21 protein-coding genes are annotated in these 19,403 nt (G+C 63.4%); 4 read left to right on the top strand and 17 right to left on the bottom strand.

Annotated elements, in window-relative coordinates; translation table 11 throughout:
- Positions 1-15: 15 nt before the first annotated feature.
- The 5 genes from ACLRDN_RS20075 to ACLRDN_RS20095 form a co-directional block, all read right to left on the bottom strand.
- The gene (locus tag ACLRDN_RS20075) at positions 16-957 is read right to left on the bottom strand and encodes a LysR family transcriptional regulator (RefSeq protein WP_413457729.1); all 942 of its coding nucleotides are present in this window, start codon (positions 955-957) and stop codon (positions 16-18) included.
- Positions 958-1,211: 254 nt separating this feature from the next.
- Positions 1,212-1,946 (bottom strand): ZIP family metal transporter, encoded by a 735-nt coding sequence (locus ACLRDN_RS20080; RefSeq protein ID WP_413460424.1) that lies wholly within the window; start codon positions 1,944-1,946, stop codon positions 1,212-1,214.
- Between the two features lie 116 nt (positions 1,947-2,062).
- A complete protein-coding gene (locus ACLRDN_RS20085) occupies positions 2,063-4,225 on the bottom strand; it encodes a chemotaxis protein CheA (protein WP_413457730.1) in 2,163 nt (720 codons plus the stop codon).
- Between the two features lie 12 nt (positions 4,226-4,237).
- Positions 4,238-6,445, bottom strand: a complete 2,208-nt coding sequence (locus tag ACLRDN_RS20090) for a methyl-accepting chemotaxis protein (RefSeq protein ID WP_413457731.1) — start codon at positions 6,443-6,445, stop codon at positions 4,238-4,240.
- A gap of 128 nt (positions 6,446-6,573) precedes the next feature.
- The gene (locus tag ACLRDN_RS20095; protein WP_413457732.1) at positions 6,574-7,158 is read right to left on the bottom strand and encodes a chemotaxis protein CheW; all 585 of its coding nucleotides are present in this window, start codon (positions 7,156-7,158) and stop codon (positions 6,574-6,576) included.
- A gap of 95 nt (positions 7,159-7,253) precedes the next feature.
- Here ACLRDN_RS20095 and ACLRDN_RS20100 point away from each other — a divergent pair, with 95 nt between their 5' ends.
- The gene (locus ACLRDN_RS20100) at positions 7,254-7,445 is read left to right on the top strand and encodes a hypothetical protein (RefSeq protein WP_413457733.1); all 192 of its coding nucleotides are present in this window, start codon (positions 7,254-7,256) and stop codon (positions 7,443-7,445) included.
- A 161-nt stretch (positions 7,446-7,606) separates the two neighbouring features.
- Here the strand turns inward: ACLRDN_RS20100 and ACLRDN_RS20105 are convergent, their stop codons facing one another.
- Positions 7,607-7,759 (bottom strand): rubredoxin, encoded by a 153-nt coding sequence (locus ACLRDN_RS20105; protein ID WP_006461975.1) that lies wholly within the window; start codon positions 7,757-7,759, stop codon positions 7,607-7,609.
- Positions 7,760-7,857: 98 nt separating this feature from the next.
- Here ACLRDN_RS20105 and thiD point away from each other — a divergent pair, with 98 nt between their 5' ends.
- Both thiD and hemL read left to right on the top strand, forming a co-directional pair.
- Positions 7,858-8,706 carry a bifunctional hydroxymethylpyrimidine kinase/phosphomethylpyrimidine kinase gene (gene thiD, locus ACLRDN_RS20110; protein ID WP_413457734.1) on the top strand — a complete coding sequence of 283 codons (849 nt, stop codon included), beginning with the start codon at positions 7,858-7,860 and terminating at the stop codon, positions 8,704-8,706.
- A 34-nt stretch (positions 8,707-8,740) separates the two neighbouring features.
- Positions 8,741-10,024: a glutamate-1-semialdehyde 2,1-aminomutase gene (gene hemL, locus ACLRDN_RS20115; RefSeq protein WP_413457735.1), complete on the top strand. Its 1,284-nt coding sequence runs from the start codon at positions 8,741-8,743 to the stop codon at positions 10,022-10,024.
- Positions 10,025-10,188: 164 nt separating this feature from the next.
- On the opposite strand, the gene erpA is transcribed toward hemL, so the two are convergent.
- The 6 genes from erpA to rplM form a co-directional block, all read right to left on the bottom strand.
- Positions 10,189-10,554, bottom strand: coding sequence for an iron-sulfur cluster insertion protein ErpA (erpA, locus tag ACLRDN_RS20120; RefSeq protein ID WP_077234788.1), 366 nt, complete (start codon positions 10,552-10,554; stop codon positions 10,189-10,191).
- 73 nt (positions 10,555-10,627) lie between these two features.
- Positions 10,628-11,023 (bottom strand): bactofilin family protein, encoded by a 396-nt coding sequence (locus tag ACLRDN_RS20125; protein ID WP_413457736.1) that lies wholly within the window; start codon positions 11,021-11,023, stop codon positions 10,628-10,630.
- Positions 11,024-11,032: 9 nt separating this feature from the next.
- Positions 11,033-11,737, bottom strand: coding sequence for a DUF6776 family protein (locus tag ACLRDN_RS20130; RefSeq protein WP_413457737.1), 705 nt, complete (start codon positions 11,735-11,737; stop codon positions 11,033-11,035).
- A gap of 23 nt (positions 11,738-11,760) precedes the next feature.
- Entirely contained in the window at positions 11,761-12,798 is a 1,038-nt protein-coding gene (gene argC, locus ACLRDN_RS20135) for an N-acetyl-gamma-glutamyl-phosphate reductase (RefSeq protein ID WP_413457738.1), read from the bottom strand.
- 281 nt (positions 12,799-13,079) lie between these two features.
- Entirely contained in the window at positions 13,080-13,472 is a 393-nt protein-coding gene (rpsI, locus tag ACLRDN_RS20140) for a 30S ribosomal protein S9 (protein WP_088755717.1), read from the bottom strand.
- 9 nt (positions 13,473-13,481) lie between these two features.
- The gene (gene rplM, locus ACLRDN_RS20145) at positions 13,482-13,910 is read right to left on the bottom strand and encodes a 50S ribosomal protein L13 (RefSeq protein WP_013235788.1); all 429 of its coding nucleotides are present in this window, start codon (positions 13,908-13,910) and stop codon (positions 13,482-13,484) included.
- Between the two features lie 633 nt (positions 13,911-14,543).
- Here rplM and ACLRDN_RS20150 point away from each other — a divergent pair.
- A complete protein-coding gene (locus ACLRDN_RS20150; protein ID WP_034350979.1) occupies positions 14,544-15,002 on the top strand; it encodes an OsmC family protein in 459 nt (152 codons plus the stop codon).
- Positions 15,003-15,082: 80 nt separating this feature from the next.
- Here the strand turns inward: ACLRDN_RS20150 and coq7 are convergent, their stop codons facing one another.
- The 5 genes from coq7 to ACLRDN_RS20175 form a co-directional block, all read right to left on the bottom strand.
- Positions 15,083-15,709 carry a 2-polyprenyl-3-methyl-6-methoxy-1,4-benzoquinone monooxygenase gene (coq7, locus tag ACLRDN_RS20155; RefSeq protein ID WP_039786897.1) on the bottom strand — a complete coding sequence of 209 codons (627 nt, stop codon included), beginning with the start codon at positions 15,707-15,709 and terminating at the stop codon, positions 15,083-15,085.
- 96 nt (positions 15,710-15,805) lie between these two features.
- Complete coding sequence (gene pyrC / locus ACLRDN_RS20160; protein WP_413457739.1) at positions 15,806-16,840, bottom strand: dihydroorotase; 1,035 nt, start codon at positions 16,838-16,840, stop codon at positions 15,806-15,808.
- Positions 16,841-17,070: 230 nt separating this feature from the next.
- Complete coding sequence (locus tag ACLRDN_RS20165; protein WP_008331909.1) at positions 17,071-17,799, bottom strand: amino acid ABC transporter ATP-binding protein; 729 nt, start codon at positions 17,797-17,799, stop codon at positions 17,071-17,073.
- An 85-nt stretch (positions 17,800-17,884) separates the two neighbouring features.
- Entirely contained in the window at positions 17,885-18,580 is a 696-nt protein-coding gene (locus ACLRDN_RS20170; RefSeq protein WP_413457740.1) for an amino acid ABC transporter permease, read from the bottom strand.
- A gap of 3 nt (positions 18,581-18,583) precedes the next feature.
- The gene (locus tag ACLRDN_RS20175) at positions 18,584-19,333 is read right to left on the bottom strand and encodes an amino acid ABC transporter permease (RefSeq protein ID WP_088755719.1); all 750 of its coding nucleotides are present in this window, start codon (positions 19,331-19,333) and stop codon (positions 18,584-18,586) included.
- Between the last annotated feature and the right edge of the window lie 70 nt (positions 19,334-19,403).

Raw genomic sequence — 19,403 nt, forward strand, 5'->3', positions numbered from 1 at the left:
GAGGCATGCCGCACCCTATGGCAGGTCGGGTGCCTCGATTCCTGTCATTCCCGTGATCCCCGCCTCCTGCAGGCGGGCGGCGAAAGCCGCCACGAACTGCTGCACCATGGCCGGCGCATCGCGTCGGCGCAGCAGGGCCACTTCCGAATGAAAATCGGCATCCTTGAGCGCGGGAAAACTGACGCCCGCCGAGAGTGAAATACTGGCCATGCTCTGCGGTACGACAGCGATGCCGAAGCCCGCATTGACCAGGCTCAGCAAGGAATTCTTGCGCGAGGTGGCACGCGCCACGCGCGGATAGAAACCGTGCGCAATACAGCGCTCGGCCACCAGATAACTCAAGCCGCCGCGATCGCGATGGGGCACCGTCACGAAGAATTCATCCCGCAATTCCGCAATCTCCACTTCGCTGCGGCCGGCCAGTCTGTGCGTGGCAGGTACTGCCGCTACCAGACGCTCGCGGTAGAGCACGGTACTTTCCAGATTCGGATGCGCGCGCAGGATGGGCAAACGCGCCAGGCCGATATCGGCACTGCCTTCGACGATCTCGCGGGCCTGATGCTCGGAGGGCGCCTGCGAGATTTCCAGCGAGATGCCGGAAAAATCCTTCAACGCAGCATTGAGGGTCGGACCCAGCGGTGCCGACAGCGGCACCGAGCTGGAATGCAGCAGGCGCAAGGCCCCGTGTTCGCCCTTGCCGATGGTGCGTGCCTGCGCTACGGCGCGGTCCAGGTCGAGCAGGATGCGGCGGCTGCGCTCATAGAAATCCTGGCCCGCCTGGGTCAGCTCGAAGGCCTTGGCCTCGCGCTTGATGAGCACCACATCGAGATCTGCTTCCAGTTCCTTGATCTGGCGGCTCAGCGCTGATTGCGCGATGAAGAGGCGCTCGGAGGCGCGGGTATAGCCGCGGGCCTCGACGATCTCGACGAAGTAGCGCAACTGCCGGATGGAAATCATGCTGTTCTCCCCTGCCCGGTTTTGGCGGCACATCCATCTCGTTTCGAGATGGCGGGCCGGCTGATTTGATATTGGCGTACCGCGCGCGGCACCCCTACAGTGAAGCCATCCGCAACCCCGCCTTGAGGCGATGAAAGGATGGATCGTGCTCCAGGATCTCTTGTTGTTCTTCGGCCTGCTGGGCCTGGTCTGCAGCGTGGGCATGCGCTGGATAGTGCGCCAGAAGCGTGACACGTCGCAGCGGCCGGACGCCCTCAGTGAACGTGTGACTGATGCGTCAGCGCCAGCACGATCAGCACGCCCGCTGCAATCAGGATCACCTGCGGGATCGTCTCGCGCAGCGTGGCGCGGCGCTGCATCTGCGGCATCAAATCGGAAACGGCGATGTAGATGAAGCCCGAGGAGGCAAACACCAGCACGAAGGGTATCCACTCCATCCCGCGCTCCAGCATGAAGTAGCCCAGCACGCCGCCGGCCACCGCCATCAGGCTGCAGATGAGGTTGTAGACATAGGCGCGGGTGCGCGAAAAACCGGCGTTGAGCAGCACGATGAAGTCGCCGATCTCCTGCGGGATCTCATGCGCGATGATGGCCAACCCGGTGACCAGCCCCAGGTGCGGATCCGCCAGGAAGGCCGCCGCAATCAGGATGCCATCAGTGAAATTGTGCAGGCCGTCGCCGACCAGGATCATCCAGCCGGCCTTGCCGGCTTCCTTCTTGTCGTGACCGTGGTGATGGCCGTGGCCATCGTCTTCGTGATGGTGCGAGTGGCGCAGGATGGCCGTCTTCTCCAGCAGGAAGAACACCAGCAGGCCACCCAGCAGCACCGCGAACAGCGTATGCGGTTCAGCTTGCGATTCAAAGGCTTCCGGCAGCGCATGCAGCAGCGAGGTCGACAGCATGATGCCCACCGACAGGCTGACCATGCGCTCGACCACCTTCGACAGCAGCGCGAAGGAGAACACCGCCGCAGCGGTAATGCTGACCACGCCGGCCAAGGTGGTGGCCAGCAGGATGGAGACGAGTGTGGAGTCGATGACGGACCTCGGGCGAAAGACGATGCAGGGGCAAACGGCAGGCGTGAGCGCCGCGCACCCAAAGCCCGCTATTGTACGCCCGCCGCCCTGCCGCTGCCATCGACGCGGCGCGAACCGGCCAGCAGCAGCGGATTGATGATGAGCACGATCTGCCCGTCCCCCAGCACGGTAGCCCCGACCATGCCGGCCAAGGTCGCCACCTGCGGCCCGACCGGCTTGACCACCACCTCGCGATTACCGCTGACGTGGTCGGCCATGATGACCATCAGTTCATCGCCGTTCTTGATGAGCAAGGCAAAGGCCGAAGCGGCTTCGCCCGTGCCCGGCGGCGGCTCGTCCAGCAGGACGTGCAGCGGATGCAACAGCAGTTCCCGGCCATTGAGCTCCAGCGCGCGCCGCGCCAGGGCCTGGCGCGCCTCTTGGCTGCGCAGCTGGATGACGCTGTCGATGAGGGTGGAAGGAATGGCGTACTGCTGCTGTCCGTGATGCAGCAGGCAGACCTGCTGCACCGCCAGCGAGAGCGGCAGGTAGAGCGTGAAGAGTACGCCCTGTCCGGGCCGCGAATGCACCGTCATGCGTCCGCCCAATGCAGCCACTTCGGCGCGCACCACATCCATGCCGATGCCGCGTCCGGCCAGGGCAGAGACTTGCGATTGCGTGCTGAAGCCGGGCTCGAAGATCAGCTCGGCCAGGCGCGTTTCGCTCCACTGTTCCACGCCCGCCAATCCGCGTTGCTTCGCCTTGTGGCCAATGGCGGCCAGGTCCAGCCCGCGGCCGTCGTCGCTGACGCGGATGACGGCTTCATTGCCCTCGTGGCCCGCCTGGATGCGCAGGCAGCCATTGGGCGGCTTGCCGGCCGCGCGGCGCGCCGCTGCCTCCTCGATGCCATGCACGGCGGCATTGCGCACCAGGTGTTCCAGCGGGCCCATGAGGCGTTCCAGGATGGCGCGGTCGATCTGCAGGCGGCAGTCCGACAGGTCCAGCGCCAGCGGCTTGCCGGTTTCGGCCGCCACCTGGCGCGCCAGGTGCTGCATGCGCGGCTCCATGCTGTTGAACTTGACCATGCGCGCATGCATCAGCTCCTGCTGCAGCTCGCGCGTGGTGCGGCCTTGCTGGCGCAAGCCTTCGCGGGTCTTCACCACCCGTTGCAGCAGCCGCTTCTGGCGTGCCACGGCAGCGCCCAGGGCGGCTTCCATGGCCTTGGCCAGTTCGGTCAGGCCGGTCGCGGCCTCGGCCCGGGGCTGCCCGCTGCCCGGCTCCCAGCTGCGCTGCCATCGCTGCAGTTGCTGTGCCATGGCATCCAATTCTTCACCCAGAAGGTGTGCGTCGCCTTGGAGCGCCCCGATTTCGTTGTCCAGCTGGGCGCGGCTGATGGAAACTTCACCTACCTGATTCAGCAGCTTATCCAGCACTGTAGTCCGGATGCGCACCAGGGGCGCGGTCAGCCGCCCTTCCATCGACATCACGCCAGGCGCAGGCGTGGAAGGCGCTGCGGCCGGTATCGCCAACATGCCCTGCTCCAGCGTACTGAAGTGTTCCACCGCCTGGTCATACAAGGCCAGTAGCGCGGCCACCGATTGCGGTGCCGGGCTGCCCTCTCCCAGCCTCTGCAGGGCGCCTTCCATATCGTGCAGGCAGCGGCTCAGGTGCAGCGCACCGACCATGCGGGCGCTGCCCTTGAGCGTATGCAGGGGCCGCGCCAGTTCGGCCAGCAGACCGGTATCGACCGCTGCGGGATGCTCGCTGTCAGTGAGCACCAGCAAGGTCTCGCCGATGCCGGCGATGAGTTCCTGCGCCTCTTCCAGGAAGACCGGCAGCAGCACCGGATCGATCAGTTCGGGGGGCGAGGAAGTGGGCAGTGTCAGGGGTGCTTCCAGCTGTGCCGCCAGGGTCTGGATGCCGGTATCGAGCAGGCCGCGTGTACGCGCCTGTGCGGCGGCATCGCTGCCCTGGTTCTCTATTGAGGCCAGCAAGGCCGAGGCCGATTCGGCAAATGCCGTGGCACCGCTGCTGCCGGCGTAATCGCGCAGGGCCGCCAGCGTGCGCAGCACCAGCGCCGGCAGCCCGGGGCTGTCGTCCTCCTGGCCCAGGCGTGCAAACCAGGCTGCGCTTTGCTGGCGCACGATGGCCAGCAGCGGGCGCAAGGTGTCGCGCAGACGTTCGTCACCGCCGGTGGTGCGAGCGCTTGCGTAAATGGCTTGCCCCTGGACGTGTTCGGTGCTGGTGGTCATGGGATGACTGACTCAGGAAACCTTGACGCGGAAGCGCGAGACCGAACTTTCCAGCTGGCGCGCCGCATCCCACAATTCTTCATAGAGCGTGGCGACCTGCTCGCGGCTTTGCTCGATGATGTCGTTCTCGCTCAGGATGCCCTGGATCTGCTGGGCCACGCCATTGGCCGAGACCGCCTGTTCACGGGTCGATACCGCCATGCCCTGGATCAGGTCGGCCAGGCGCTTGGAGACGCTGCGGATATCGGCCAGGGCGCTGCCGGCGGCGTCCGACAGTACGGCGCCATCGGTGACGCCGTTGGTGGATTTTTCCATGGCCACCACCACGTCACGGGTATCGGCCTGGATCATGCGCACCAGCGCGCCGATTTCGCGCGTGGCGGCGCTGGAGCGCTCGGCCAGGTGCTGCACTTCCTCGGCCACCACCGAGAAGCCACGCCCGGCCTCGCCCGCCGACGCCGCCTGGATGGCGGCATTGAGCGCCAGCACATTGGTGCGCTCAGTGATGTCCGAAATCAGGTCGGTGATCTCGCCGATCATCTGCGAGGACGCCCCCAAGCGCTTGATGCGCTCGGAGGTCTCGCGGATCTGCTCGCCGATGCCATCCATGGCCTTGACTGCATCTTCCACTGCGCGCGCGCCGCGCTCGGCCACCACCACGGCGTGCCGGGCCACATCGGCGGATTCATCGGCCGACACCGAGATGCCGGTGATCTGGTTGGACATCTCCAGCATGGCCTGGGCGATGCGCTGGATGCGCCGGGCCTGGGCGCGCGCGGCCGCACCCAGCTCGGTGGTGGTGCCGCGCACGTGTTCGGAACTCCAGGCCACCTTGGCCGCCATCTGCGTGACCTGCTCGACCAGCCCGCGCAAGGCTTCCACGGTGTAGTTGACTGAGTCAGCGATGGCACCGGTGACGTCGTCCGAGACCGTGGTGTGCACCGTGAGGTCGCCATCGGCCACGCGCTGCAGCTCGGTCATCAGCCGCAGCACGGCGGCCTGGGTCAGGTGGTTGGCGCGCATGGCCTTTTCTTCTTCCTGCTGAGCCAGCTGGCGTTGCAGTTCGGCTTCCTGGCGCCGGGCTTCAGCGGCGGCGGCATTGTTGCGGCTGCTCTGCAATTGCACCAGGGCGATGCCGATGGCGCTCACCAGGGCCATCGCCATGGCGCACAGCATGGCCCAGAAGGTCCAGGAGCGCGCCTTGAGGGCGACACGGTAGGCATCCTGCAATTCGGTGAGGTGGCGTTTCAAGGTTTCGTTTTCCATGAACACCAGTTGCTCGGAACGCTTGGCCGCGATGAAATTCTGCAGGTTGCCGAGGATGCCGGCGATCTGCGGCTGGTATTCGCCGAAGACCCGCGTAAGCTCCTGCAGCTTGCCGCGCAAATCGGCATCGGTGGCAGCACGCAGGCGCAGCATCTCGTTGCCTTCCAGCAGGCTCTTCAACAGGTCGCCAAAGGCGGTGATGTCCTTGCCGAGCATGAAGGCGGTTTCCGCATTGACGCCCTCGGAGGTCAGGAATTCATTGGAGCTGCGGCCCAGGCGCAGGGTCAGCATCACCAGCTGGCTGGCAGCGGCCATCTCGCGCGTGGTGGGCCGGCCTTGGGACTGCAGCATGGCGATCTGCTCGCTCAAGTCCAGCATCACGGGCAGCAGCTGGTTGAGGCGCTTCAAGGTCGTGCCGAAGCCGGTCAATTCCTTTTCCATGCCGAGGATGGTCTCGGCCGCCAGGTCGGTGCGGCGCCACATGCGGGCCACGTTCTCCAGCGCCGGCTTGAGCGCCGGGTCGGGCAGCCCGATGTTCTGACCTTGATAAGGGCCACCGCTGCTCAGCAGCAGCAGGCCGCGATTGAATTCGAGCCGGCTTTGCGCCAGCTGCAAGAAGGCCTGCGGATTGCCCTGGATGGCATTGGGCACGGCCTTGCCAATGCGCTGGGAATGCATCACCAGGTCCGAGGCCAGGTTGGTCTGCAAGGTCGCCAGCAGGTACAGGCGCGCGCCCAGCCACATGAACAGGCATAAGGCCGCCAGCGACAGCGCCAGCACGCCCAGCAGCACCCTGGTCTGGGTACGCAGGGAATAACGGTGCAGCCAGGGCAGGCGCAGGCCATTACCGCCCTGTCCGGGCGGATCGGCGCTGGCCACGGCGGCGCTCCCGGTGCCGGCCCCACGGGCGGCCGGGAGTTTCTTTTTCGACAGGTACGGCAAGGTCGGTTCCATGGCCGGCGTTCCTATTCCCTCTTTGCAGATCTCGCAAATCTTCTGGATTTCTCAGGTTTTTCTGTTTTACAGGCCTGGTGATGCAGTGGCTTGCCGATCCCGCCTCCCTGCCGCTTGCGAGGCGGCAGCTAGCGGCCGATCTGCAGAAAACGGCTGTCCTGGCTCAACAGCGACAGGTCCAGTTCGTCCCATTGCTGATCACCGCCGTCTTTATAACGTCCGGCAAGCCCCAACAAGGGAATTTCCGTATCGTAATTTTTCGATATTTGGGTCATTTCTGTGATGTCACGCAGTCCCAATACCCTTGACACCAGCAAGCCGCATTGCGGTGCCAGGCCGTGGGCCAGCAGCAGGACGTGGCTGCTGCGTCCGATTTGCTGGGGGGCGGCGCCGGCCAGGCCCATGAGGTCGGCCAGGCCGATCAGGCTGCCGCGGATGTTGAGCAGGCCGCGAAACCAGTCGCGGGTGGCGGGTACGGGGGTGATGGCGAGGCCGGACAGCGGAACGATCTCGCCGGCCTGGGCCAGCGGGACGAGATAGCAGTGCTCGCCCATGGCCACCGCCAGCCGGCGCGAACGCATGCTTTCGTTGTCGGAAGCGGCCATGCGCGCCAGCAGCGAAGCCTGGAACTGCTCCAGCCCCTCGCGCTCGGGCAGGCCCGGAAAACTGCGCGCGGCCGGCGCGTTGATGACGAAATCCTTGGTGTGTGGCATACCAGCCCTCATGAAACGGTTAATAAAGGCCATGCCGCCGCACGCTTGCGCGCACGCCGAACCGGGCCAGCGGCGCGATGGCGGGGCTGGGCTCAATGGACAAGACCGTAGGGGGAGATGCCATACAGGATCCGGGCGGACGTCTGCGCGTCCTGTTATCCGGTCATGCGGGCAAAGCTGGTACTGGAGAAGATTTTACCCAGAAAAGTTCGCCGCTTTTCCGCCCGGCAAAGACATGGCACCAGCAGGCAGAAAAAAATGACGGGAAAACGCGACGAAACCCGTGACAAAGCGAGAGTTTGATGTAGATCAAATCCCGTGAAACGGGAAAACAGGAGGGTGAGCGGCAGCTCCCGGCCAAGGAAGCGCCGCCAGCATGCCGCCGGGCAGATGGCGGCGGGACGCAATGCCGAAGCCGTCGGCGGCGGTGCAGGCGATCAGGAAGCGATCAGATGGCGACCATCTCGAAATCTTCCTTGCGGGCGCCGCATTCCGGGCAGGTCCAGTTGATGGGCACGTCGTCCCAGCGGGTACCTGGGGCGATGCCTTCTTCGGGCAGGCCTGCTTCTTCGTCGTAGATCCAACCACAGATCAGGCACATCCAGGTTTTGAATTCGGTTTGGCTGCTATTCGTCACGGCTGACTATCCCTAAAATCAATCAAGTAAAATGCTAAGTCAGCTATCTTAATCTACTCGACGTGCAAAACCAAACTCCTCCCCTCATCCTCAGCTTCGGCGCAGCCGATCCGGTCGGCGCCACGGGCGTCCAGGCCGATCTCGCCACTTTCGCCGCCATGGGCTGCCACGGTTTGTCGGTGGTGACGGCTTTGCTCATCGGCGACACCGCCCGCGTCGAAGACGTACAAGTCGTTGAAGTCGACTGGGTCGCCGACCAGGCCCGCGTGATCCTGGAAGACATGGCAGTGGCCGCCTTCAAGGTCGGTGCACTGGGCAGCATCGAGAACATCTCGGTGATTGCCGAGATCGTCTCCGACTATCCCGACGTGCCGCTGATCCTCGATCCCTTCATCAGCGCCCTGGCCAACCAGGAAGACGAGGATGATCGTCTGATCGCCATCCGCGAACTGCTGGTCCCGCAGGCCACGGTGCTGATCTGCTCGGCCGGAGAGCTGACCCGTCTGGCCGAAACCTGGCGCGAACCGGTACCGGGCGATGCGCTGGAGCTCGATGCGATGCGCATCATCGAAATGGGCTGCGAATACCTGCTGGTGACCAATACCCAGACCGACCTGCAGGAAGTGGCCAATTCGCTCTTCGACGAATCCGGCCTGGTGCGCCAGGATGCCTGGCCGCGCCTGCCAGGCTCCTTCGTCGGTGCCGGCAGCACGCTCTCGGCGGCCATGGCCGCGATGCTGGCCAATGACCTGGAAGTGCCGCTGGCCGCTTCCGAAGCGCAGGAGTTCACGCTGGCCGCGCTGGCCAATGCGCAGCGCATCGGCATGGGCAAGCTGCTGCCGGACCGCTATTTCTGGGCGCGCGAATCGGAAGACCCCGCCGATCTGGACGCGCCGCCTTCCATCAACTGATTCTCTGCCTCCGGACTGAATTGTCCGCACACTCATGACCAAGACCAATGCAACACTCTTCGCCCGCGCCCAGCAAAGCACGCCGGGCGGCGTCAATTCCCCGGTACGCGCCTTCCGCTCGGTAGGCGGCACCCCGCGCTTCATCGAGCGCGCCGAAGGCCCCTGGTTCTGGGATGCCGAAGGCAAGCGCTACATCGACTACATCGGCTCCTGGGGCCCGGCCATCGTCGGCCACGCCCATCCGGAAGTGGTCAAGGCGGTACAGCAGGCAGCCGCACGGGGCCTGTCCTTCGGTGCACCGACCGAGGCTGAAATCGAGATGGCCGAAGAGATCATCAAGCTGGTGCCCTCCATCGAACAGATCCGCCTGGTCTCCTCCGGCACCGAAGCCACCATGAGCGCGCTGCGCCTGGCCCGTGGCGCCACCGGGCGCGACAAGATCATCAAGTTCGAAGGCTGCTACCACGGCCACGCCGATTCCCTGCTGGTGAAGGCCGGCAGCGGCTTGCTGACCTTCGGCAATCCGACCTCGGCCGGGGTCCCGGAAGACTTCGCCAAGCACACCCTGGTGCTGGACTACAACAACGCCGCCCAGCTGGAAGAGGCCTTCAAGAAGGCCGGCAACGAGATTGCCTGCGTGATCGTGGAACCGGTGGCGGGCAACATGAACCTGGTGCGTGCTTCGGATGAATTCCTGCGCACCATGCGCCGCCTGTGTACCGAATACGGCGCCATCCTGATCTTCGATGAAGTGATGTCGGGCTTCCGCGTAGCCCGTGGCGGCGCCCAGGAATTGAACGGCATCGTTCCCGACCTAACGGCGCTGGGCAAGGTGATCGGCGGCGGCCTGCCGGTGGCCGCTTTCGGTGGCCGCGCCGAGGTGATGAAGCATCTGGCGCCGCTGGGTGGCGTCTACCAGGCCGGCACCCTCTCGGGCAATCCGGTGACCGTGGCGGCCGGCATGGCGACCCTGAAGATCATCCAGCAGCCGGACTTCTACCCCCATCTGACCACCCAGACCCGCAAGCTGGCCGATGGCCTCGCCGCTGCCGCCAAGGCAGCCGGCGTGAGCTTCGCGGCCGATGCCATCGGCGGCATGTTCGGCCTCTACTTCGATGCCAAGGTGCCGACCAGCTATGCCGAGGTGATGCAGGGCGACAAGGAACGCTTCAACCGCTTCTTCCACAAGATGCTGAATGCAGGCGTGTACTTCGCGCCGTCGGCCTTCGAGGCCGGCTTCGTGTCGGCCCAGCACAGCGATGCCATCATCGAGGAAACCATCGCCGCTGCGGCCAAGGCCTTCACCGAACTGGGCTGAGGCTGGTGCGGGCATTTCCGGTGGCGCCTGGCCGTTCCCGGAAACGCCCGCCGCACGGTGGCTCCAGGGCGATATGAAGCTTCAGGACATGAAAAAAGGACGCCGAGGCGTCCTTTTTCTTCATCTCCCCGCAAAGCTGCGCCAGGCGGGGAGTCTGGCGGCGCTTACACCGAGAACGAGGAGCCGCAACCGCAAGTGGTCGTGGCGTTCGGGTTCTTGATGACGAATTGCGCGCCTTCCAGGTCGTCCTTGTAGTCGATCTCGGCGCCCACCAGGTACTGGTAGCTCATCGAGTCGATCAACAGCTGGACGCCGTTCTTGCTCATCGTGGTGTCGTCTTCGTTGACGATTTCATCAAAGGTGAAACCGTACTGGAAACCCGAGCAACCACCGCCCTGCACGAAGACGCGCAGTTTCAGGTCGGGATTGCCTTCTTCCTCGATCAGCTGGGCCACCTTGGCGGCTGCGCTGTCGCTGAAGTTGATCGGGGCGGGGATGTCAGTTTGTTGCAGTTCGGCTACGGCGTTCATTTCGGGCTCCTGCTGGGCTTGAGGCGGATCAATACATTAGATCGATAAAGCCATTATAAGCGCTTGCGGATTTTCATGCTTCCGACGACGCAGCCAGCTTCAACAACGGCGTCTCGACCTGCTGGTCATGGCTAAGCTTGCCCGACACCAGGGCACCGCCGTGCATCTCCAGCGCCTTGTAGAAGACATTGCCGGTAATGCGAGCCTTGGGTTGCAGCTCCAGCAATTCGCTGGAGTGGACGTCGCCGACGATCTCGCCATTGACGATCAGATGCGCCGCGCGCACCTCGCCGACCACCTTGGCGTGCTCGGAAATGACCAGCACGCTGGGCTGGCCGGCTTCTGCGTTGATGTTGCCGGTGATGGCGCCGTCGATGCGCAGGCCGCCCTTGAAGCCGACATCGCCCGTGATGCTGGTGGACATGCCGATCAGGCTGTCGATCGTGCTTTTGGTCTTGCGTGAAAACATGGAATCACCTCACAGATCTACCGACTGCTGGGCACGCACCTGGCCGCGGTCGAGAACACGGACGGCCACCGACTTGACGATGGCGCCCTCAGGAATGGTCAGCAGGCCTTCGACCCGCTGGTAATACTTGAATGCGAGCCGGTAGCGCGCCGGGTCAGCGGAATTACCTTCCGGGAAGTTGATGGTAACACTTTTGCCGCCCTGCACCATATTGACACTAAGTTGCAGGTTTCCTGCAAACTGTTGCGTTCCCCCACCACCTTGCATGACCAGCACGCGATAGCGCAGCTGGTTGGGCGCGGCCTGCTCGGCCTTGAAGCGCTGGATGGTGATGCCGGGCGCGCCCAGGTTGGTCGGCAGCAGGCTGTCGAAGAAGGCCAGGTCTTCCTTCTGGCGGTTGATTTCCGCCTCCAGGTTCTTGACCTGGGTGGCCATCGTGGCCTGCGCCGTCTGGGCGATCTTGAGTTCATTTTGCGACGCGTTGGAGGCAGATTGCAAGCGCTCATTTTCCGCAGTCAGCTTCTTGACCTGTTCGCTCAATTGCTCGATCTGCTCGCCCGCGTCACCATGCAGGCCCGGCAGGTTGTTGCGCCCCAGCTGGTAGGTCCAGACCGCCGCCGCCGCTCCCACGGCCACCACCGCTGCCCACAGCAGGATCAGCAGCGGCAGCGGGAGATGGCGTTTGATGGTCATCTTCGGCGCCGAAATGCTCATGCGCCGACGCCACAAGCGGTACTTCACGGCAGGACCGGGACCTGCTGCAGGCCGGTGGTTTCGTCCAGTCCGAACATCAGGTTCATGCACTGCACGGCCTGGCCGGAAGCGCCCTTGACCAGGTTGTCCTGGACCACCAGCACCACCACCGTATCGCCATTGTCAGGACGATGCACAGCCAGGCGCAGCATGTTGGAGGCGCGCGTGGTACGGGTCTCGGGATGCGAACCGAAGGGCAGCACGTCGACGAAGGGCTCGTCCTTGTAGGCGTCTTCGAACAGGGCCTGCAGGGCGGCGTTGTCGATGTCCGTGGTCAGGCGGGCGTACAGGGTGGAATGCATGCCACGGATCATCGGCACCAGGTGCGGCGTGAACAGCAGGCCGACCTTGTCGCTGGTCAGGTGCGACAGGCGCTCGATGGTTTCGGGCGAGTGGCGATGGCCGGAGACGCCATAGGCCTTGAAGTTGTCGGAAGCTTCCGAGAACAGCAGGCTCAGTTCAGCCTTGCGGCCAGCGCCGGAGACACCGGACTTGCAGTCGGCGATCAGGTGCGAGGCATCGATCACGCCGGCCTTCAACAGGGGCGCAAAGCCCAGCTGCATGGTGGTCGGATAGCAGCCCGGATTGCCCACCACGCGGGCCTTGCGGATGGCTTCACGGTTCAGTTCGGGCAAGCCGTAGGCGGCTTCCTTCAACAGGTCGGTGCAGCTGTGCGGCAGCTTGTACCACTTCTCGAAGGCGGCCACATCCTGCAGGCGGAAGTCCGCCGCCAGGTCGATCACCTTCACGCCAGCGGCCACCAGTTCGGGCGCCTGGGCCATGGCCACGCCGTGCGGGGTGGCGAAGAAGACCACGTCGCAGTCGGTCAGGCGGGCCTTGTCGGGGGAGGAGAACGCCACGTCCACGCGGCCGCGCAGGGAGGGATACATCTCGGATACGGGCATGCCGTCTTCCTTGCGCGAAGTCACGGCCTCCACCCGGGCTTGCGGGTGGGTCGCGAAAATACGCAGCAATTCGACGCCGGTGTAACCGGTTCCGCCAACAATACCTACCTTGATCATGTCTGGTCCTTGCGAGAAAAGGCGAAGAAAAAACGCCATGGCGAACGAGCGCCGGACGTGCGTGCATGGCACGCTGAAAAGCGGTCAATTTTAGCAGGAGAATATTTCCCGCTGATTTCCGCTCGGACAGTAATTTCCGCAAATAGCCGAAATTATCGTCACACTACGAGACGTTGCGCAAGCAAGTGCCACCCGGCCCCCTGCAAAAGCACAGCGGCAACGCAGAAAAGCAAAAAGCCGCCGGCACAGATGCCGACGGCTTTCCGTAATGCAAGAAACGATTAACGCTTCGAGAATTGCTTTGCGCGACGTGCCTTGCGCAGACCAACCTTCTTACGTTCGACTTCACGCGCGTCACGGGTGACGAAGCCTGCGTTGGACAGAGCGGGCTTCAAGCCAGCATCGTAGTCGATCAGGGCGCGGGTGATGCCGTGGCGAACAGCGCCGGCCTGGCCGGATTCGCCGCCACCGTGGACGTTCACCTTGATGTCGAAACGTTCGACGTTGCCGGTCAGTTCCAGCGGCTGACGGATCACCATCAGGCCGGTTTCGCGGGAGAAGTACTCAGCGGCGGGCTTGCCATTGACGATGATGTTGCCCGAACCTGCCTTGATGAAAACACGCGCCACTGCACTCTTGCGACGGCCGGTTCCGTAATTGTAGTTACCGATCATGTCTGTTCCTTAGAGGGCGAGGGGTTTCGGTTGCTGCGCGGCGTGCGGATGGTTGCCATCTGCATAAACCTTCAGCTTCTTGATCATGGCGTAGCCCAGCGGACCCTTGGGCAGCATGCCCTTGACGGCCTTCTCCAGCGCACGGCCGGGGAAACGCTGTTGCATCTTCAGGAAGTTGGTTTCGTAGATGCCGCCCGGATAACCGCTGTGGCGGAAATAGGTCTTTTCAGTGGCCTTGGTGCCGGTCACGCGCAGCTTGCCTGCGTTGACGACGACGATGAAGTCACCGGTATCGACGTGCGGAGTGAATTCGGGTTTGTGCTTGCCGCGCAGTCGGAGTGCCACTTCGCTGGCAACACGTCCGAGGACCAAGTCCGTCGCGTCAATCACGAACCACTCGCGCTGAACCTCATGGGCTTTAGCGGAAAAGGTCTTCATGTTTGACTTTCTCTATCAGTATATAAACGCTCAAATGGCGGTTCCGCTCATGCGGGCCAGCCGGCCGGAACCTGCTGTCCTTTGTACTTCGCTTTGCGGACTCATCCTTTTATCTTCCCGAGCGCATGGGAAAGCCGGCAAGTATAGCCTTTTCAAGGACTTAGCGTCAAAAGGTTTCGGGGGATTGTGGCGTCGATCCGGCAATTTGCCCGGGTTTTATCGCCGGAAGACGGCATTTCGTTGCCGCTGGCACAACTTTGCGCTGGGCCTGGCCAGAAAAAGGACAAAAAAAACCCGGACACTGAGGTTCCGGGTTTAATCCACACCAATGAGGAGGGTGGAGGAGACATCGTTACGTGCTGCAAAAACTTCCGTTGAATTCAATATAGCAAAGCGGTTTGTGCAACGCAATAACGCGATACGAATAAATTTGTAACTGTGTGCAAGCGGCGTCACTATTGGGTTACAAGTCGCTGCAAGCCCTGTTGGAATGCGAAACAGGAATAATCATTCAACAATTTTTCTGCAGCGCAAAAATCACGAAGCTTCACATGCCCTTCCCTGCGCCGGCTGCAGGCGGGCGCGTCAAAAGCTACAATACGCAGCTTCATTGAACCGATTGGGACGAGACAGATGGAATGCACAGTACGTTGGACCGGCTTGTCCGGCATGACCTTCACGGCGGAAACCGGTTCGGGCCACCTGCTGACGATGGATGGCGCACCCGACGGCGGCGGCCGCAACCTGGCCCCGCGTCCCATGGAAGTGGTGCTGGCCGGCACCGGTGGCTGCACCGCCTATGACGTGGTGGTGATCCTGCGCAAGAGCGGCCAGGACGTGCGCGGCTGCGACGTGACCCTGAAGTCCGAGCGCGCCGAGACCGATCCCAAGGTGTTCACCAAGATTCATTTCCACTTCACCGTGCGCGGCCGCAACCTCAAGACCAACGTGGTCGAGCGCGCCATCAAGCTGTCCCACGACAAGTACTGCTCGGCCTCGATCATGCTGGAGAAGACGGCCGAGATCACGCACTCCTTCGAGATCATCGACGACCTCACCGATACTTCCTCCGCAGCCGCCCAGCAGCAGTAAGGTCCGCGGCAGGATGCAGCAAGAAAAAAAGCGGCCGGGGCCGCTTTTTTCATGTCCGGCGATGCGGCCGCCTTCCGGATTCAGATCCGGTAAGCCACCGTAGTCATGACCTTGGCCATGGCCTTCATCAACCCGCGCACCGGCGCCGGCACCTCGGCTGCGCCCAGGTCACGAGCGGCTTGCCCGTGCTCGATCTCATCGAGGCGCATCTGGTCCACGATGGCGCGCGAGCGGTTGTCCTGGGCCGGCAGCTTGTCCAGGTGGCCCAGCAGGTGGTGCTCGACCTGGCGCTCGGTCTCGGAGACGAAGCCCAGGTTGCGCGCATCGCCCAGCCGTGCGGCAATGCTGCCCAGCACATAGGCGCCGCCATACCACAGCGGATTGAGCAGGCTGGTATGCGACCCCAGTTCGCGCAGGCGTTCGGCGGTCCAGGCGAGGTGATCCTCTTCCTCGATGCCGGCGCGCTTGAAGGCCGCTTTGATATCTTCCGTCTGGGCAAAGCGGCCCTGGGCGTCGTAGAGCGCCTGGGCACAGACCTCGCCCACGTTGTTGACCCGCATCAGCCCGGCCGCGTGGCGCTTCTCGGCCTCGTTCATGACACCGTCCGGCAGGCCGCGCCCCGGATTGGGACGGCTCTCGAACACCACGCCGCTGATCACGCGCAGCGCCTTGTCGAAATCGGTAATCAGTTCATCGACGACTTGCATACAGCTCGCCTTTCTCTCGTTGTGATGGACATCCCGGCCGTGCCGCCTGGGCGTGCCGGCCGGGGACGAAGGAATTCGGCTGATCCCTGAACCGGATCAGACCATCTTCCAGTGGATCTGTTCGCCTGCCGACAGCGGCACCACCGTGGCATCGCCCATGGGCAGCTCGGCCGGAATGGCCCAGGTCTCGCGCTGCAAGGTCACGGTGCCGGTATTGCGCGGCAGGTCGTAGAAGTCCGGACCGTTGAAGCTGGCGAAGGCTTCGAACTTGTCCAGCGCACCGGCGCTGTCGAAGGCCTGGGCATACAGCTCCAGCGCATGCAGCGCGGTGTAGCAGCCGGCGCAGCCACAGGCGTGCTCCTTGGCGCCCTTGGCGTGCGGGGCCGAATCGGTACCGAGGAAGAACTTGTCATTGCCCGAGGTGGCTGCCGCCACCAGCGCCTTGCGATGGGTCTCGCGCTTGAGGACCGGCAGGCAGTAGTAGTGCGGACGGATGCCGCCCTTGAAGATCTCGTTGCGGTTGAACAGCAGGTGATGCGCCGTGATGGTAGCGGCCGTCGGGCCTTCGCCGGCCAGCACGTAGTCGGCCGCTTCCTTGGTGGTGATGTGCTCGAAGACCACCTTCAGTTCCGGCATGGCCTGGCGCAGCGGCTTCATGATGCGGTCGATGAAGACGGCTTCGCGGTCGAACAGGTCGATCTCGGGATCGGTCACTTCACCATGGACCAGGAAGGGCATGCCCACTTCCTGCAGCACCTCCAGGGTCTTGTAGCACTTCGACAGGTCGGTTACGCCGGCGTCGGAGTTGGTGGTGGCACCGGCCGGATAGAGCTTCACGGCCTTGACGAAACCGCTTTCCTTGGCACGGCGGATTTCCTCGGGCGGGGTGTTGTCGGTCAGGTAGAGCACCATCAGCGGCTCGAAGGACATGCCTGCGGGCAAGGCGGCCAAGATGCGATCGCGATACGCACCGGCCTGCTCGGTGGTGGTCACCGGCGGCTTCAGGTTGGGCATGACGATGGCGCGTGCGAACTGGCGTGCCGTATGCGGCAGCACGTCCTGCATGGTGGCGCCGTCGCGCAGGTGCAGGTGCCAGTCGTCCGGGCGGGTGATGGTCAGTACGTTGCTCATTGCGGATCTTTCGGTCTTGGAGTGGTGTCGGTCTGAGGATTACGGATCAGGCAAGGCATCCCGGCCGATGCGGGCTGTGGAGAGCCAGCCGCGATGTCTTCAAGGGCGACATTCTACCGTAGCCGTCAAGCACCCCGGAGGGCAAGCCCTGACCCGCTTTTGACCTGGCACAAACGACAAGGGCCGCCCCGTTGCCGGGGCAGCCCTTGCAGCGATGCGAATGCGTGCGATCAGTGGGTGATGATCTTGGCCAGGAAGTCGCGTGCGCGTTCCGAACGCGGCGAGGCGAAGAACTCATCCTTGGCGCAATCTTCCACGACCAGGCCCTTGTCCATGAACACCACACGGTTGGCGACCTTGCGGGCGAAGCCCATTTCGTGGGTCACGACCATCATGGTCATGCCTTCCTGGGCCAGGCCGACCATGACGTCAAGCACTTCGTTGATCATTTCCGGATCCAGCGCCGAGGTCGGCTCATCAAACAGCATGGCGATCGGGTCCATCGACAGTGCGCGGGCAATGGCCACACGCTGCTGCTGGCCGCCGGAGAGCTGGCCGGGGAACTTGTCCTTGTGTGCCAAGAGGCCCACGCGGTCCAGGTACTTCAGGCCCTTTTCAGTAGCCTCTTCCTTGGAGCGGCCCAGCACCTTGATCTGGCCGATGGTCAGGTTCTCGCGGATGGAGAGGTGCGGGAACAGCTCGAAGTTCTGGAACACCATGCCGATGCGCGCGCGCAGCTTGGACAGGTTGGTCTTGGGGTCGCCCACCGAGACGCCATCGACGGTGATGGTGCCTTTCTGGAACGGCTCCAGGCCGTTGACGGTCTTGATCAGCGTGGACTTGCCGGAGCCGGACGGGCCGCACACCACCACCACGTCGCCCTTCTTGACGGAAGTCGAGCAGTCGGTCAGGACCTGGAAGCTGCCGTACCACTTGCTGACATTGTTGAGTTCGATCATTTGGATTCTCCTGGATTTCTGAATTCTGGATTCACTGGCCGCCAGCCTGGCGCTGCAGAGCGCGGGCGGCGGCCGTCAAAGACATTTAGCGGATGATGGCAATCTTTTTCTGGAAGCGCTTGACCAGGGTCGACAGGCCAAAGCTCAGCACGAAATACACCACGGCCACGAAGAGATACATTTCCACCAGGCGGCCATCACGCTGCGCGATCTTGGAAGCGCTGGTGACGAAGTCCGGCACCGAGCCCAGCACGTAGACCAGCGAGACGTCCTGGAACAGCACGATGGTCTGCGTCAGGAGAATCGGGGTCATGTTGCGGAAGGCCTGCGGCAGCACCACGTTGCCCATCATCTGCCAGTAGTTCATGCCGATCGCATAGCCGGCAAACACCTGGCCACGCGGAATGGACTGGATGCCCGAACGCATGATCTCGCAATAGTACGCGGCCTCAAACAGGATGAAGGTGATCAGGGCCGACTGGAACGCACCGACCTGGATGGGTTCGGAGGCACCGATGATCCAGGCGCCGATGAAGGGCACCAGGAAGTAGAACCAGAAGATCACCAGCACCAGCGGAATGGAGCGGATCAGGTTGACGTAGGTGGTGGCGACGAACGACAGCGGCTTGTTGGACGACAGGCGCATCATGGCCAGCAGCGTGCCCAGGATGATCCCGCCCAGCATGGCCGAGAAGGTCAGGATGAGCGTGAACTTCAGGCCCGTCGTGAAGAGGTAGACCCACGAGCGCTGGATGACGTCGAAATCGAAATTGCTGAACATGGATCAATGCCCTCCTGCGCTGGTGCTGCCGCCGGTGATGTAGCCCGGAACGGCCGTAATCTTTTCCAGCAGGCGCGCCATGAACAGCGCGATCACGGAAATGATCAGATAGATGATGGTGGCACCGGTCAGGGCCTCGAAGGTCTGGAAGGTGAATTCACGCATCGAGTAGGTCGCGGCGGTCAGTTCGACCAGACCGATGGTCAGGGCCACCGAGCTGTTCTTGATGATGGCGGCGAACTCGTTGGTCAGTGCCGGGATGATGATGCGGAAAGCCATCGGCAGCAGCACGTAGCGATAGGTCTGCACCGGGGTCAGGCCCAGGGCGGCACCGGCCATGCGCTGGCCGCGCGGCAGCGCCTGGATGCCGGTGGTCACCTGCACGGCCACACGCGAAGAGGTGAAGAAACCCAGGGCCAGGGTCGCGGTCACGAAGGACGCATCCGGCAGGCTCTTGATCCAGTCACCGATGGCGCCGGGCAGCAGCTCCGGCATCACGAAATACCACAGGAACATCTGGACCAGCAGCGGAATGTTGCGGAACAGTTCCACGTAGCCGTTGGCAATGCGCACCACCCAAGGTTTGGTGGTGGTACGCAGGGTACCGAAGATGGTGCCCAGGATCAGTGCCATGATCCAGGCGCAGGCGGCTGTGGCCAGGGTCCATTTCAGGCCTGCCAGCAGCGTGTCGATGTAGGGGATGCCATCGGGAGACATCTCCCAGAAGATTCCCCAATTCCAGTTGTAATGCATAAATGGCCTCGTCTGTGTTCGAAGTCTGTGTTCTCGGGCGCGGTCACCAGGCAAATGCCGCGCCGCTTCT

Origin of the sequence: Herbaspirillum huttiense (genome assembly GCF_047300815.1) — a bacterium.
Taxonomy (GTDB): domain Bacteria; phylum Pseudomonadota; class Gammaproteobacteria; order Burkholderiales; family Burkholderiaceae_D; genus Herbaspirillum; species Herbaspirillum huttiense_A.

Excerpts from the sequence above, each read along its gene's own strand:
- ACLRDN_RS20165 (WP_008331909.1), bottom strand. The coding sequence starts at position 17,799 with ATGATCGAACTCAACAATGTCAGCAAGTGGTACGGCAGCTTCCAGGTC.
- rplM (WP_013235788.1), bottom strand. The coding sequence starts at position 13,910 with ATGAAGACCTTTTCCGCTAAAGCCCATGAGGTTCAGCGCGAGTGGTTC.
- ACLRDN_RS20100 (WP_413457733.1), top strand. The coding sequence starts at position 7,254 with ATGGACAAGACCGTAGGGGGAGATGCCATACAGGATCCGGGCGGACGT.
- pyrC (WP_413457739.1), bottom strand. The coding sequence starts at position 16,840 with ATGAGCAACGTACTGACCATCACCCGCCCGGACGACTGGCACCTGCAC.
- ACLRDN_RS20150 (WP_034350979.1), top strand. The coding sequence starts at position 14,544 with ATGGAATGCACAGTACGTTGGACCGGCTTGTCCGGCATGACCTTCACG.
- ACLRDN_RS20105 (WP_006461975.1), bottom strand. The coding sequence starts at position 7,759 with ATGTGCCTGATCTGTGGTTGGATCTACGACGAAGAAGCAGGCCTGCCC.
- erpA (WP_077234788.1), bottom strand. The coding sequence starts at position 10,554 with ATGAACGCCGTAGCCGAACTGCAACAAACTGACATCCCCGCCCCGATC.
- argC (WP_413457738.1), bottom strand. The coding sequence starts at position 12,798 with ATGATCAAGGTAGGTATTGTTGGCGGAACCGGTTACACCGGCGTCGAA.
- ACLRDN_RS20085 (WP_413457730.1), bottom strand. The coding sequence starts at position 4,225 with ATGACCACCAGCACCGAACACGTCCAGGGGCAAGCCATTTACGCAAGC.
- rpsI (WP_088755717.1), bottom strand. The coding sequence starts at position 13,472 with ATGATCGGTAACTACAATTACGGAACCGGCCGTCGCAAGAGTGCAGTG.
- ACLRDN_RS20175 (WP_088755719.1), bottom strand. The coding sequence starts at position 19,333 with ATGCATTACAACTGGAATTGGGGAATCTTCTGGGAGATGTCTCCCGAT.
- ACLRDN_RS20125 (WP_413457736.1), bottom strand. The coding sequence starts at position 11,023 with ATGTTTTCACGCAAGACCAAAAGCACGATCGACAGCCTGATCGGCATG.
- coq7 (WP_039786897.1), bottom strand. The coding sequence starts at position 15,709 with ATGCAAGTCGTCGATGAACTGATTACCGATTTCGACAAGGCGCTGCGC.
- ACLRDN_RS20130 (WP_413457737.1), bottom strand. The coding sequence starts at position 11,737 with ATGAGCATTTCGGCGCCGAAGATGACCATCAAACGCCATCTCCCGCTG.
- ACLRDN_RS20075 (WP_413457729.1), bottom strand. The coding sequence starts at position 957 with ATGATTTCCATCCGGCAGTTGCGCTACTTCGTCGAGATCGTCGAGGCC.
- ACLRDN_RS20170 (WP_413457740.1), bottom strand. The coding sequence starts at position 18,580 with ATGTTCAGCAATTTCGATTTCGACGTCATCCAGCGCTCGTGGGTCTAC.
- hemL (WP_413457735.1), top strand. The coding sequence starts at position 8,741 with ATGACCAAGACCAATGCAACACTCTTCGCCCGCGCCCAGCAAAGCACG.
- ACLRDN_RS20095 (WP_413457732.1), bottom strand. The coding sequence starts at position 7,158 with ATGCCACACACCAAGGATTTCGTCATCAACGCGCCGGCCGCGCGCAGT.
- ACLRDN_RS20090 (WP_413457731.1), bottom strand. The coding sequence starts at position 6,445 with ATGGAACCGACCTTGCCGTACCTGTCGAAAAAGAAACTCCCGGCCGCC.